This is a genomic window from Herbaspirillum sp. SJZ099, assembly GCF_007828355.1.
Taxonomy (GTDB): domain Bacteria; phylum Pseudomonadota; class Gammaproteobacteria; order Burkholderiales; family Burkholderiaceae_D; genus Herbaspirillum.
The window spans coordinates 48655-61694 of record NZ_VIUO01000001.1 but is presented as its reverse complement, the minus strand read 5'-3'; the positions used below and the strand labels follow the sequence as shown (position 1 = coordinate 61694).

General features: G+C 67.2%; 15 protein-coding genes. 9 read left to right on the top strand and 6 right to left on the bottom strand.

The annotated features are described in order from the left end of the window. Positions 1–36: 36 nt before the first annotated feature. From pilV to FB597_RS00265, 7 genes are all read left to right on the top strand, one after another. The gene (gene pilV, locus FB597_RS00295) at positions 37–558 is read left to right on the top strand and encodes a type IV pilus modification protein PilV (protein ID WP_144767520.1); all 522 of its coding nucleotides are present in this window, start codon (positions 37–39) and stop codon (positions 556–558) included. 9 nt (positions 559–567) lie between these two features. After that, positions 568–1470 (top strand): PilW family protein, encoded by a 903-nt coding sequence (locus tag FB597_RS00290; protein ID WP_144767518.1) that lies wholly within the window; start codon positions 568–570, stop codon positions 1468–1470. Further along, the gene (locus FB597_RS00285; RefSeq protein ID WP_144767516.1) at positions 1467–2072 is read left to right on the top strand and encodes a PilX N-terminal domain-containing pilus assembly protein; all 606 of its coding nucleotides are present in this window, start codon (positions 1467–1469) and stop codon (positions 2070–2072) included. Before FB597_RS00290 ends, FB597_RS00285 begins: the two co-directional genes overlap by 4 nt. A gap of 10 nt (positions 2073–2082) precedes the next feature. Then, entirely contained in the window at positions 2083–2523 is a 441-nt protein-coding gene (locus FB597_RS00280) for a type IV pilin protein (RefSeq protein WP_141911689.1), read from the top strand. A gap of 4 nt (positions 2524–2527) precedes the next feature. Next, positions 2528–2995 (top strand): GspH/FimT family pseudopilin, encoded by a 468-nt coding sequence (locus FB597_RS00275; protein WP_144767514.1) that lies wholly within the window; start codon positions 2528–2530, stop codon positions 2993–2995. 135 nt (positions 2996–3130) lie between these two features. After that, positions 3131–4252, top strand: a complete 1122-nt coding sequence (gene ribD / locus FB597_RS00270; RefSeq protein WP_144767512.1) for a bifunctional diaminohydroxyphosphoribosylaminopyrimidine deaminase/5-amino-6-(5-phosphoribosylamino)uracil reductase RibD — start codon at positions 3131–3133, stop codon at positions 4250–4252. A 39-nt stretch (positions 4253–4291) separates the two neighbouring features. Then, positions 4292–4903, top strand: coding sequence for a riboflavin synthase (locus FB597_RS00265; protein ID WP_141911681.1), 612 nt, complete (start codon positions 4292–4294; stop codon positions 4901–4903). Positions 4904–5089: 186 nt separating this feature from the next. On the opposite strand, the gene FB597_RS00260 is transcribed toward FB597_RS00265, so the two are convergent. The 5 genes from FB597_RS00260 to FB597_RS00240 form a co-directional block, all read right to left on the bottom strand. After that, positions 5090–6184: an LLM class flavin-dependent oxidoreductase gene (locus FB597_RS00260; RefSeq protein WP_144767510.1), complete on the bottom strand. Its 1095-nt coding sequence runs from the start codon at positions 6182–6184 to the stop codon at positions 5090–5092. Positions 6185–6214: 30 nt separating this feature from the next. Further along, on the bottom strand, positions 6215–7225 hold the full coding sequence (locus FB597_RS00255) for an NrtA/SsuA/CpmA family ABC transporter substrate-binding protein (protein ID WP_141911675.1): 1011 nt from the start codon (positions 7223–7225) through the stop codon (positions 6215–6217). Positions 7226–7315: 90 nt separating this feature from the next. Beyond that, positions 7316–8056: an ABC transporter ATP-binding protein gene (locus tag FB597_RS00250; protein ID WP_144768342.1), complete on the bottom strand. Its 741-nt coding sequence runs from the start codon at positions 8054–8056 to the stop codon at positions 7316–7318. Next, complete coding sequence (locus FB597_RS00245; protein ID WP_144767509.1) at positions 8056–8919, bottom strand: ABC transporter permease subunit; 864 nt, start codon at positions 8917–8919, stop codon at positions 8056–8058. Before FB597_RS00245 ends, FB597_RS00250 begins: the two co-directional genes overlap by 1 nt. A 260-nt stretch (positions 8920–9179) precedes the next feature. Beyond that, positions 9180–10220, bottom strand: coding sequence for a DUF4105 domain-containing protein (locus tag FB597_RS00240; RefSeq protein WP_144767507.1), 1041 nt, complete (start codon positions 10218–10220; stop codon positions 9180–9182). Between the two features lie 165 nt (positions 10221–10385). Here FB597_RS00240 and FB597_RS00235 point away from each other — a divergent pair, with 165 nt between their 5' ends. Both FB597_RS00235 and FB597_RS00230 read left to right on the top strand, forming a co-directional pair. Further along, the gene (locus tag FB597_RS00235; RefSeq protein WP_144767505.1) at positions 10386–10730 is read left to right on the top strand and encodes a DUF3088 domain-containing protein; all 345 of its coding nucleotides are present in this window, start codon (positions 10386–10388) and stop codon (positions 10728–10730) included. Between the two features lie 19 nt (positions 10731–10749). After that, positions 10750–12093: an LLM class flavin-dependent oxidoreductase gene (locus FB597_RS00230; protein WP_144767504.1), complete on the top strand. Its 1344-nt coding sequence runs from the start codon at positions 10750–10752 to the stop codon at positions 12091–12093. 60 nt (positions 12094–12153) lie between these two features. Here the strand turns inward: FB597_RS00230 and FB597_RS00225 are convergent, their stop codons facing one another. Then, entirely contained in the window at positions 12154–12975 is an 822-nt protein-coding gene (locus FB597_RS00225; protein WP_144767503.1) for a MetQ/NlpA family ABC transporter substrate-binding protein, read from the bottom strand. Between the last annotated feature and the right edge of the window lie 65 nt (positions 12976–13040).

Genomic DNA, 13040 nt, shown 5'->3' with positions numbered 1-13040 from the left:
CACTCGCCGCTTGCCCTGTCCTTCCGCAATCCGGCCATGCCCAACCGCTCCTCCGGCTTCACGATGATCGAAGTGCTGGTCGCCCTGCTTGTCATCGGCACCGGCGCGCTGGCCATGCTCATGCTGCAATTGCATGCCTTGCGCAGTAGCCGCGACAACGGCCTGCAGGCCAGGGCCGCGATCATGGCCGCCGAACTGGCCGAACTGCGGGCGGCGCACCGCGCAGTGGCGGCCGACAGCGCCGATCCCTACCTGTTCGCATTCGATGCAGGGAAAACGCCTCCATCCACCAGCGCCGCTTGCGCGTCCTCGCCGTGCGACGCCGCCGGCTTCGCCCACGCCGCCATCGCCGACTGGCGCGCAAGGCTGGCGCGCGATTTCCCCGCCGCCCGCGCCGCGGTCTGCCGCGACAGCGGCGCCGGCACACCGCCCGACTGGCGCTGCGACGGCAACCCGGCCTCGCCGGTGATGCTCAAGCTGGGCTGGCGCCGTGCCGATCCGGCAGCCGGCAACACGCCCGATGCCGCGCCGCTGATGCAACTGTTCATCGGCCACTGAGGCAAAGCCATGAAGACGCATCAACGCCATCGCCAACGCGGCCTGACGCTGGTCGAGATGATGGCCGCGCTGGCGGTCGGCCTGCTGGTCATCCTGGCCGCCACGGCACTGCTGCATAATGCGCGCGCCGCGTACCAGGACATCGACGACGCCGGCCGCGTGCAGGAAACCGGGCGCATGGCGCTGGCGCACCTGGCCGACGCCGTGCGCCAGGCCAACCACCTGCCTTGGGAAACGGCACTGGCCATGGAAAGGCCGCCGGCACTGGCGCCGGGCCTGCACGGCATCGACAACAGTCGCCAGGCCAACCGGCTCGATCCCGCGCAAGGCAATTTCAGCGCCGGCGCCGGCAACGGCTTCAACCGAAGCGACATCCTGCTGCTGGGCTTTTTCGGTGCGCCGGCCCATGCCGCCGGCAGCATCGTCAACTGCAGCGGCGCGAGCGTACCGGCCGGACCACTGGAAGAACGCGCGCGCAGTTGGGTCATCTACTACATCGCGCCGGGAACCGGCAACGAGCCCGAACTGCGCTGCCGCTATCGGGGCAAGTCCGGCGCCTGGACCTCGGATGCGCTCGCGCGCGGCGTGGAAGCGATGCAGCTGCGCTATGCCGTGGACAGCGACGGCGACGGCCTCCCCGACCGCTGGCTCGACGCTTCCGCCATCGACGCCGCGCTGTGGCAGCGCGTGGTGCTGGTGCGCATCGCCCTGCTGGTGCGCGGCAACCAGCGGCGCCCTTCCGCACCCGGCACGCCGGCGCGCAGCTACGATCTGTTCCTGACCGATTCCGGCGATGCCGGCTACCGCTTCGTCGAAAAGGAAGGCGACCGGCGCCTGCGCGCGGTCTTTCAAACCACGGTGTTGCTGCGCAACGCCGCCTCGATTCCGCCGCTTCCGGCGCTACCGCCATGAACTTCCCGCCATCGCGCCAGCGCGGCGCCACGCTGATGATTACGCTGATCATGCTGGCCGTGATCCTGTTGCTGGGCATCGCCTCGGCATCGCTGCTGATGCTGGACGAACGCGCGGCGCGCAACCACCGCGCCCATGAACAGGCGCGGATCGCGGCACAGGCGGCGCTGGACGATGCTTGCGAAGAAATCCGGCGCGGCATACGCATCGACGCGGCGCATGCCTTCCCCGACGAACACGGCTGCCATACCGACCGCGAAAGGCTGGGACTATGCCTGGGCAGCGCGCACGTCGCCGGATGGCAATCCGCGCAATTAACCGGCATCGAAGCGGGCTCGGCAAATTACGGCCAATTCACCGGGAACCGGCCGCCCAACCTGGGCGATGGATTGCCGGCGCCGCGCTACCTGATCGAACTGGTCGCCGGCGCGGACGGCACCATCGCTCCCTCGCCCTCCCCCCTCACCTACCGGCTCAGCGCCATCGGCTTCGGCCGCGACGGCGCGCAGGCGCTGCTGCAAGGCGTCGTCCAGCGCCACACCGATGCCGCCGGCAAGGCGCAGTGCATGCCGCTCGGATGGCGTGCCCTTCCCCCCGCATGAGAGGAACACGATGACGACATCCCGCACACAACACGGCTTCACCCTGATCGAGCTGACGATGGCGATCGCCATTGTCGGCATCCTCGCCACGCTGGCCTGGAGCGGTTACAGCCAGCACCTCCTCAAGACCCGGCGCGCCGAAGGGCGTGCCGCGGTACTGCAGGTATTGCTGCAGCAGGAACGGCAATTCTCCTACCGCCACAGTTACCGCGCCTTCGTCCCCGGCGCGCAGGAAACGGAATTCAAATGGCATTCGGGAGAGCGGCCGGAAACCAGCGCCTACAGCATCTCCGCCCAAGCCTGCGACGGCGAGGACCTGCATAGCTGCGTGCGCGTGACGGCCACGCCCGGCGGCGCACTGGTCGACTCCGCCTATCGCGATGAACGATGCGGCGCGCTCTACGCCGACAGCCGCGGCCGGCGCGGCGCCGACGGCAACGACTGCTGGTGAGGCCATGCGCCCGAACAACGTCATCCGCGGCTTCACCCTGGTCGAACTGATGGCGGTGCTGCTGATCGCCAGCGTGCTGCTGGCAGCGGGCGTGCCGGCGCTGCGGAATTTCATGGCCGGGCAGCAGTTGATCGGCGCCGCCAATGCCTTCTTTCACGGCGCCAGCCTGGCCCGCACCGAAGCCCTGCGCCACGGCCGCCGCGCCGACATGACGCCGGCCGACGGCCGCGACTGGGCAAGCGGCTGGCGCATCGAAGTCGGCAAACGCGAGGTGACGACCCACTCCGCACTGCCGCCCGGCATCGCCGTGACCTACACCCGAGACGGCGAAACGGTGGCGTTCCGGCCGAACGGCCAACCGGTCACCAAAGGCAGCTGGCATTTCAGCGCCGCCGGCATGCGGCGGGTGGTGGTCATCAACTTCCTCGGCCGCGTGCGCGTCTGCAACCCCGCCCGGGACAATAGCTGCTAGGCCGAGCCATGCGTTGGCGCCGGGCCGCGCCTGGGGCGCCAAGCCCGCAGGGGAGCGGAAAGCGGCTGCAAAGCCGTGTATATTGACGGGCATCCGGCGCGCGCCCGGCCGCGCCCATCCCCACACGGCGACACCATGACCCTGACAGAAGACCCGCTCGACCAATTCGACATCGGCAACGACCAACAAGCCATGGCGCTGGCACTGATCCAGGCCGGCTTCGGCATGCTCAACACCACCCCCAACCCGCGCGTGGGCTGCGTGATCGTCAAGCAGCGCCGCGTCATCGGCGCCGGCTTCACCCAGCCGCCCGGCGGCAACCACGCCGAGATCCAGGCCCTGGCCGACGCCGCCGCGCGCGGCCAGGATGTGCGCGGCGCCACCGTCTACGTCACGCTGGAACCCTGCAGCCATTTCGGCCGCACCCCGCCTTGCGCCGATGCGCTGGTGCGCGCCGGCGTGGCCCGCGTGGTGGCCGCCATCGCCGACCCCAATCCGCTGGTGGCCGGCCAGGGCCTGGCCAGATTGCAGGCCGCGGGCATCGACGTCACCTGCGGACTCCTGGAAGAAGAAGCGCGGGAAATCAACATCGGCTTCCTGGCGCGCATGCGCACCGGCAAACCCTGGGTGCGCATGAAAAGCGCCGCCAGCCTGGACGGCAAGACCGCCCTGCACAATGGCCTGAGCCAGTGGATCACCAGCCAGGCCGCGCGCGACGACGGCCACGTCTGGCGCGCCCGCGCCTGCGCCATCATGGCCGGCATCGGCACCATCGCCAAGGATGACGCCCAGCTCACCGTACGCGCCATCGACACGCCGCGCCAGCCGCGCCGTATCGTGGTCGACAGCAAGCTCGCCGTCTCGCCGCAGGCGCGCGTGATCCAGGGCGGCGGCACCTGGGTCTTCACCGCCGCCGACGACAAAGAGAAAACCGCCATGCTGGAAAGCCAGGGCGCCGAAGTCATCGTGCTGCCCAACGCCGAGGGCAAGGTCGACCTGCCGGCGCTGGTGCGCGAACTCGGCCGGCGCCAGATCAATGAACTGCATGTGGAAGCTGGTTCCAAGCTCAACGCTGCGCTGATCCGCGCAGGCTGCGTCGACGAACTGCTGCTCTACCTCGCGCCCAGCCTCCTGGGCGAAGGCCGCAACATGTTCGACCTGCCGCCGCTGCAAGACCTGTCCGGCAAGATCGACCTGAACTTCTACGAGGTCAAGCAGATCGGGCCGGATTTGCGTATCCTTGCACGATTCACTTAATTGCCCGGCCCAGCCCGGCGTTCTTACAGAGGCTGCAACATGTTTACAGGTATCGTCGCCGCCATCGGCAAAATCACCTCCGTCCAACCGCTCGCCGCCGGCCCCGACGCCGGCGTGCGCCTGACCGTCGATGCCGGCGCCCTGCCGATGGACGACGTCGGCCTGGGCGACTCGATCGCCTTGAACGGCGCCTGCATGACCGTGGTGGAAAAAAGCGCCAGCGGCTTCACCGTCGACGTCTCGCGCGAAAGCCTGAACCTCACCGCCGGCCTCGATGCCCCCGGCGAAGTCAACCTGGAAAAAGCCCTGACCCTGGCCGAGCGCCTGGGCGGCCACCTGGTCTCCGGCCACGTCGACGGCCTGGGCCGGGTCCACTCCTTCGAACCGGTCGGCGAATCGCGCGAACTGATCGTCGACGCGCCGAAAGCGCTGGGCAAATACCTGGCCTACAAGGGCTCGATCGTGGTCAATGGCGTCTCGCTGACGGTCAACCGCGTCGAAGACCTGGCCGACGCCTGCCGCTTCTCGATCAACCTGATCCCGCACACGGTGGAAGTCACCACCTTGAAACACCTGAAGGCGGGCAGCAAGGTGAACCTGGAGATCGACCTGATTGCGCGCTATGTCGAGCGCATGCTCAGCGCCAAGTAAATAAAACCGTTATCCAAGCAGCACACGACGGCCGGGTTCCCCCGGCCGTTTTTCGTCTGTCGGTCGGCATCGAACACATCGACGACCGGCGGGCCGACCTCAAGCAGGCGCTGGAATCGGCCTGAAACAAGACGGCCGGCGCTGCGCCAAAGGCGCACGCCGGCCGCATCCCTTCAGCCCAGGCAGTCAGGCCGCCTTCTTCTTCCCAATCCGCTGCGCCACCAGCTCCCGCGTACGGGGGATCAGCTCGCGCCCGTAATCGATCGCGTCTTCCAGCGGGTCGAAGCCGCGGATGAGGAAATTGGTCACGCCCAGGTCGTAGTAATCCAGCAGCGCTTCGGCCACCTGTTCCGGCGTGCCGACCAGCGCGGTGGAGTTGTAGCGGGCGCCGGTTTCCTTGGCGATCGCGGTCCAGAGGCGCTTGTCCACGCGGGCGCCCTTGTCGGCCGCGGCCAACAGGCGGCGCGCGCCTTCGCTTTGTTGCGGGCCGGTATAGGCCGGGTGCAGCTTGGCGTTGCCGGCGCGCAGGCGGCGGGTTTCTGCGAGGATGCTTTCGGCGCGCGCCCAGGCCTTTTCCTCGGTATCGGCCAGGATCGGGCGGAACGATACCGAGAAGGCGATCTCGCGTCCGTGGCGAGCCGCCTCGGCGCGCACGCGGCCGGTCAGGTCGCGCACCTGGTCGAGCGATTCGCCCCACAGCGCGTAGATGTCGGCATGCCGGCCAGCCACGGGAATGGCCGCATCCGAGGCGCCGCCGAAGAAGATCGGGATGTGCGGCTTTTGTACCGGCTTGACTTCCGAGAATGCCTGCTCGAAACGGTAGTGCGCACCCTGATGGTCAAATGGCTTCTCTTCGGTCCATACCCGGCGCAGGATCGCCAGGTACTCGTCGGTGCGCGCATAGCGCTGGTCATGGTCGAGGTAGTCGCCGTCGCGCCGCTGCTCGGCATCCGAACCGCCGGAGATGATGTGCACGCCCAGCCGCCCGCCGCTGAACTGGTCGAGAGTGGCAAGCTGGCGCGCGGCCAGCGTGGGCGCGACGAAGCCGGGACGGTGCGCCAGCATCAGCTTGATGCGGCTGGTGGCGGCGGCGGCCTGGGCGATGGTCAGGATGGCGTCCGGCCCGGTCGAATGGTAGGGCACCAGCACGCGGTCGAAACCGGCGTCCTCATGCGCCCTGGCAAAGCGCAGCAGGTAGTCGTGATCGATGGCGGGGCCGGTCGAGAGATGGATTTCCGAGTTCTTGTGGCTGGTGATCATGCCGATGAAATTGACGCTCATGATGTGCCTTTCCGTAGATGATGCGGTTTCTCAGACATTGACGATGTAGTCGGTGACTTTCACTTTTTGCGGCAGGATCTTGCGCTCCGAGAGCCAGTCCGCCGCGCCCTGGAAGGTGGCGATGAATCTGGCGTCGCCGGCGCCGTGGAACTCCCAGCGGCGCTGCAGCCGGATCAGCGAATCGCGCACGGCGTCGGAATAGCCCGCGTCCTTCTGCACCAGTATTTCCGCCTCCTTGGTGTTCTTTGTGATCCATTCCCCTTCGGCACGGTAGGCGGCGTTGACGGCGCGCACGATGTCGCCGTTCTCTTCGGCGAACTTGCGGTGCGTGACGTAGGAATTGAAGTCGATCAGGAAATCGAGGTCGCGCCCTTCGAAGAACACGTCATGCGCCTTGTATTCCACGCGCGCGATGTCCACGCCCGGGCTCCACATCGACCAGGCGTCGACCTTGCCCTGCGAGAATGCCGGGCCGGCATCGGGCGGGTTGAGATAGACGAACTTCACCTTGCTGCGGTCGATGCCATGCTTCTCCAGCGCCGCCACCAGCAGGAACTCTCCCAGGCCGGAACGGTTCACCGCCACGCTCTTGCCCACCAGGTCGGCGACCTTGTCGATGCCGGAACCGTCGCGCGCGATGATGGCGGTGCTGCGCGGTTCGACCACGGCGAACTGCGTAAATACCAGCGGCGATCCGGCGATCATCGCCGCCAGCGCCGGCGTGGTGCTGCCGCCGAAACCGAAATCGGCGCTGCCGCCGGTGACCGCCTGCAGCGACGGCGCATGGTTGGGGAACGGGCCGATCCATTGCACCTTGATGCCGTCCCTGGCCAGGGTCTTTTCAAATTCGCCGCGGGTGCGGGCAATGCCGGGCAAGCCGCCCTTGCCCCATGCCAGGCGCACGGTGTCGGTATTGCGCGACTTGCCCGCTGCAGCCAGCGCCGTGCCGGCAAGGCCGGCGGCGCCAAGCGCGGCGCCGGCGAAGGCGGCCTGGATCAGGTGGCGTCGTTGGGAATTGGCAGGCTTGTCGTGTTCGCTCATGATGAATGCTTGGTTGAGAAATGAATGGAAAAGGAAGGCCCATGCCGTCGCTCGAGCGGCGACACGAAAACACCCGGCCGGGAAATGCGTTCAGGCTTCGGCCGCCACGCCCAGCTCGGCCAGCAACTGCGCGCGCAGGGCCTCGGCGGCCGGATGCGAACGATTGTGCGCGGCCTGCGGCGCGACCGTGTAGTCGCTGGCGATGGCGCCGTCGCGCATGACCAGGATGCGATCGGCCAGCACGATGGCTTCGTCGACATCGTGCGTGACCAGCAGCACGCCGGGCCGGTGGCGCGCCAGCAATTGGCGCACCAGCGCATGCATGCGGATGCGCGTCAGCGCGTCGAGCGCGGCGAAGGGTTCATCCAGCAACAGCAGGCGCGGTTCGCGCACCAGCGCGCGGGCCAGCGCCACGCGTTGCGCCTGGCCTCCGGACAGGTTGCGCGGCCAGTCGTCGATGCGCGCGCCCAGGCCCACTTCTTCCAGCGCCGCCTTGGCCAGCGGCTTGCCAGCCCGGTCGTCCAGCCCCAGCGCGACGTTGCGCCACAGCGGATCCCACGGCACCAGGCGCGGTTCCTGGAACACTACCGCCGGTTGCGCCGGGCCGTCGATGCGCCCGCCGTCGGTGGCATCCAGCCCGGCCAGCGCACGCAGCAGCGTGGTCTTGCCGCAACCGCTTTCGCCGAGCAGGGCGACGAACTCGCCGCGCGCGATGCGCAGGTTCAGCCCCTTGATCACGCTACGCTCGCCATAACGGCGCTGCAGGCCGCTGACGGTGACGGCGGTTTCCTCGAAACCCGCCGGATGCATGGTATGGGTGGGGATCGTCATCATCGGCCGCCCTTGGCGTAGTTGGGATGCCAGGCCAGCAGCCGGCGCTCCAGCGCCCGCGCGATGCCGTCCGAGACGACGCCGATGCCGGCATAGATGACGATGGTCAGCACGATCACATCGGTCTGCAGGAACTCGCGCGCATCCATGGCCAGGGAACCGATGCCGACATTGGTGGCGATGGTTTCGGCGATCACCAGCGCCAGCCAGGCTACCGCCAGCGCATAGCGCACGCCGGCCAGGATCGACGGCAAGGCGCCGGGCAGGATGATGCGGCGAATCAGCGCCCAGTCCGACAAACCCATGACGCGGCCCAGCTCGACCAGCTTGGGGTCGACCTGGCGGATGCCAAGCACGGTATTGATATAGATCGGGAACAGCACGCCCAGCGACACCAGGAACACCTTGCCGCCCTCATCCACCCCGAACCACACGATCACCAGCGGCAACGCCGCCAGGAAAGGGACGGCGCGCACCATCTGCACGCTACGGTCGAACAGCGCTTCGGCCAGGCGCGAAAAACCGACCAGGGTGCCCAGGGCGAAACCGATGCCGCCGCCGATGACAAAACCGGAGACGGCCCGCAGCAGGCTGGCGGCGAGATCGCTCAGCAGACGGCCCTGGCCGACCAGGTTCCAGGCGGTGACGGCAACCTTGCTGGGCGCAGGCAATACCTGGGGCGACAAAAAACCGAGGCGGGCGAAAATTTCCCACGCCACCAGCGCGACCACCGGCGCCAGCCATGAAATGGCCAGCAGCGCATGGGGATCGGCCAGCCGCGATAGGCGCGCCGCGCTTGTCGACGGCGGCGGCCCGGCCGCTGCCGCCTTGGGCAACGACAGGCGATTGACCACTTCTGGCATGGGTGCATCCTCCACATTGGCTGGCGGCGAAGTGCCGCGATGTGGAAAATCCTAAACAAATCTCATGAATTATTTAAATAATTATTTCGATCTAACATATCTGGAACTCATTTCATCAATAGGCGTGAGTGCGCGACGCATCGCGCAATCGGTGCAACAGGCGCTACACCAGCCCGGTGCCGCATGCGCCCACCCGGATAAGCCATACGGACGGCGAACCGACTCATCCGTGGACAGCGACGGCCCCACGCATCAGCGCATCAACGCAATTCTGACTCCGCCACGCCCGGCACGCCCTGCCGGATGGCCTTCGAATAATCCGCAGCGTGCGCTGCCGCCAGCGCACGCTGCGTGATGCGGCCTGCGGCCTTCAGTTCATCGAAGGAGCGGCCCGGCGCCAGGCCGCCGTGGTCGTAGGCATATTGCGCGAAATATCCCGACAGCAGCAGACGGTAATCCAGCGGCAGCGAGGGCGACAACCGGCGCGCCAGTTCGAACACCATGGTGGTGCAATTGCTGGTGAGCGTATTGTAGAAACGGGGCTCTTGCCGCAACTGGGCAGCCCGCTCCAGGTAACCGAGGAAGACCTTGCGCAACTGCTCCGGCGCCAGCCGCAGCCGGTACAGGTAGACGTCTTCGCCGCGCGCATTGGTGCGGGTGCGGATGATGTCGCTCTCGTCGGCCGCCACGATCACTGTTTCAAACCGGCGGAAGAAGCCGCCGATGGCGGAAAAGCTCTCGCCCCGCTCCTTGCGGATTTCCAGCGAGAACACCAGGCGCCGGCCGTCGTCGAAACCGAACGACACCAGCGTGTGCGCGATCGCCGGCCCCATCCAGTAAGACAGGAGCAGATCGGCCGAAACCAGGTGCGCCAGGTCGTAACGGCGGGTCTCCCAATGCACGTCGTAATCGGTTTCGCTGCGCCAGCGGAAGTTGCGCACATTGGCCAGCGTCACCTGATCGCCCTGCACCTGCGGCTCCAGCATGCGCGCGACATCGTCGGCCCAGATCCGCTCATGCGACGGCCGGATGCCATGCCACCATGCCAACAGCGCCACCGCGCACAGCAGGAACGCCGCCAGGCACCAGCGCCAACCGGCGCCGGCCACACCGGCCAGGGCGGCCAATGCCGCCAGCGCCAGCAACGACCACGCGGCAATCGCCGCGCCGCGCGCCCACGGCGGCGCCGGCAGCTGGAACCACAACGCGCACGCGCCCCATGCGGCCAGGCCGGCCAGCACGCAAACCGCCAGCAGCAACAAGGGCCAGCGCAGCCACAGGAAGGAAGTCAGGAACGCCATCAGGAAATCGCATTCACAAAGAAATGGAAAAAAGCGGGAGGTCGGTTCCCCCTGCGCCAAACGGCATTGTAGCTGCCGCATACGTATATGTTTATGCAGATTTATTCGTGGCCGGCGCCGGGGCCGCGGCACAGAATCTTCCGATTGCCATCCCGAGGAAATGCCATGAGCCGCGACCTGTTGCTATTGCTTGAATACGGTTTCACCGATCCCGCCCATCCGGGCGAACGTTTCATCTGCCCCGACGGCGCTCCCATCGAAGGCTTGCTGGCCGGCGGCCCGGAACGCGCGGCGCAGCTGGACATCAAGCGCCTGCCGTTCGCGCGGCCGCGCGCCGAAGTGGTGGCGGCGCTGGATGCGCAACACCAAAGCCTGCCGGTGCTGATCCTGGGCGACCGGCTGCCGCCGCCGGACGATGCGCAACGCCTCGACGGCAAGCGCTTCGTCACCGATACGCGCCGCATCCTCGAACTGCTGGCGCAGCGCCACGGCTTCCCGCGCGTGCATTGAGGCGGCGCCAGGTTCCCCGATGAGCGTGCCCCCTCGCCAGTTGCACCTGAACGTCAACATCCTGCATTCCGGGTTCATCCCTTCGGCATGGCGCCTGCCCGATGCCGACCCGCTGGCCTTCATCGACGCCGCCCACTACGTGAAGGTGGCGCAGATCGCCGAAGCCGCCAAGTTCGATGCGGTGTTCCTGGCCGACAATGCCGCCATCATCGAACAGATCGACTTCCGCCCGATCACCGCGCTGGAGCCCACGGTATTGCTGGCCACCGTGGCCGCCGCCACCACCCGCATCGGCGTCATCGGCACCGCCTCCACCAGCTACAACGAGCCCTATAACATCGCGCGCCGCTTCGCCACGCTGGACCATGTCAGCGGCGGCCGCGCCGGCTGGAATATCGTCACCACCGCCGATGCCGGTTCGGCGCGCAACTTCGGCCTCGACGCCACGCCCGACCATGCCGGCCGCTACGCGCGCGCCGACGAATTCACCGAAGTGGTCAAGGCGCTGTGGAACAGCTGGGACGACGGCGCCGTCATCGGCGACAAGCAAAGCGGCCGCTTCATCGATGAAGCCAAGGTCAAGCCGATCGCCCACCGTGGCCGGCATTTCAGCGTGCAAGGCCCGCTCAACCTTCCGCGCACGCCGCAGGGCCAGCCGGTGCTGGTGCAAGCCGGCGGTTCCGGCGACGGCCGCGAGCTGGCCGCGCGCCACGCCGAAGCCGTGTTCTCGGCCGCGCATACCCTGGAAGAGTCGCTGGCCTACAGCCGCGCCATCAACGAACGCGCCGCCGCGCTGGGGCGCGGCCCGCACGCGGTCAAGATCCTGCCCGGCCTGGCCACCATCATCGGCGCCACCGAAGCCGAGGCCCTGCGCCGACGCGACGAGCTGGTCGACATGATCCCCTGGCGCTACAGCCTCAAGCGCCTGGCGGGCACCCTCGGCATCCCGGCCGAACGCCTGCACCTCGACCAGCCACTGCCCGCCGACCTGGCCTTGCCGGCGGGCGGCAATGGCAACCACACCTTCTTCCACGCCACGCTGTCGCTGGCGCAGGGCCGGCAGCACACCGTGCGCGACCTGATCCGCGCCCTCTGCGGCGGCGGCGGACATCGCGTGCTGGTGGGCACGCCGGAACAGATTGCCGGTGAGATCGAAGCGTGGTTCAAGGCCGGCGCGGCCGACGGCTTCAACCTGATGCCGGACGTCTTGCCAGGCGGCCTGCAGGACTTCACCGATGGCGTGGTGCCGATCCTGCAACAGCGCGGATTGTTCCGCAGGGAATATGCGGGGCGCACCTTGCGGGAGCATTTCGGGCTGGCGCTCCCCGGCGCCGACGCCGGCCAGCGCGCGCGGGTTGCCTGAGACGCTATGGCGCTATGGCGCTGCGGCGTCATGCGCCGCGCGCCGGATCCGACAGGGTGATCAGTTGCGCTTGCCGGTAGCGGCAAAGTAATCCGGCAAGGTAAATCCATCGTAAAACCGATCGCCCCGGATCGCCTTCTGGAAATTCTCCGAGCGGTACGCCTCCGCCAGGTCCCGCGCATAGGCATCGGACTGGCGCGTCTTCTTCACCGCCACCACGTTGATATACGGCGGCTTCATGTCTTCCAGCGCGAACGCATCCGACAGCTTCAGCTTGGCGAAGATGGCGAAGTTGCCCTGGACCGCGGCGAAATCGGCATCGTCCAGCGCCCGCGGCCCCTGGGCATTCTCCAACGGCACCAATTTCAACCCCACCTTGTTTTCCACCACATCGAGTTCGGTCACATCGACCGGCTTGTTCTCGCGGATGCGGATCCAGCCCAGCCGCTGCAAGATCCACAAGGCCCGTTGCAGGTTGACAGGGTCGTTGGGCACGGCCACCGTAAAGCCCTTCCTGAGGTTGTTGAGATCCTTGTGCTTCCTGGAATACAGGCCCATCGGCGGCGTGGGCACCTGGACGATGCCGACCAGGTCGGTCTTGTTGCGCTCGTTGTAGGAATCGAGAAAGACCGTGTGCTGCATCACGTTGGCGTCGATGTCGCCCTTGAAGACGGCGCTGTTGGCTTCCAGGCCGGTGGTGAATTCGTAGAAGCGGATCTTGTAACCCTTTTTCTCCAGCTCCGGCTGCACGCCCAGCTTGAATTCGTCGATGTAAGGGCCGGGCACGAAGCCAATCTTCAGCTCGCGTTCCTGTGGCGCGGCATGGGCAAGGCTGATGGCAAGGGCAGGCAACAGCAGCAAGGAGAAAATTCGTTTCAGCATGGTCGATATCGCTTCCGGCAGAGTGGTGGAAAAATCAAAAAACGCTGCCGAAAGTGTATTGACCG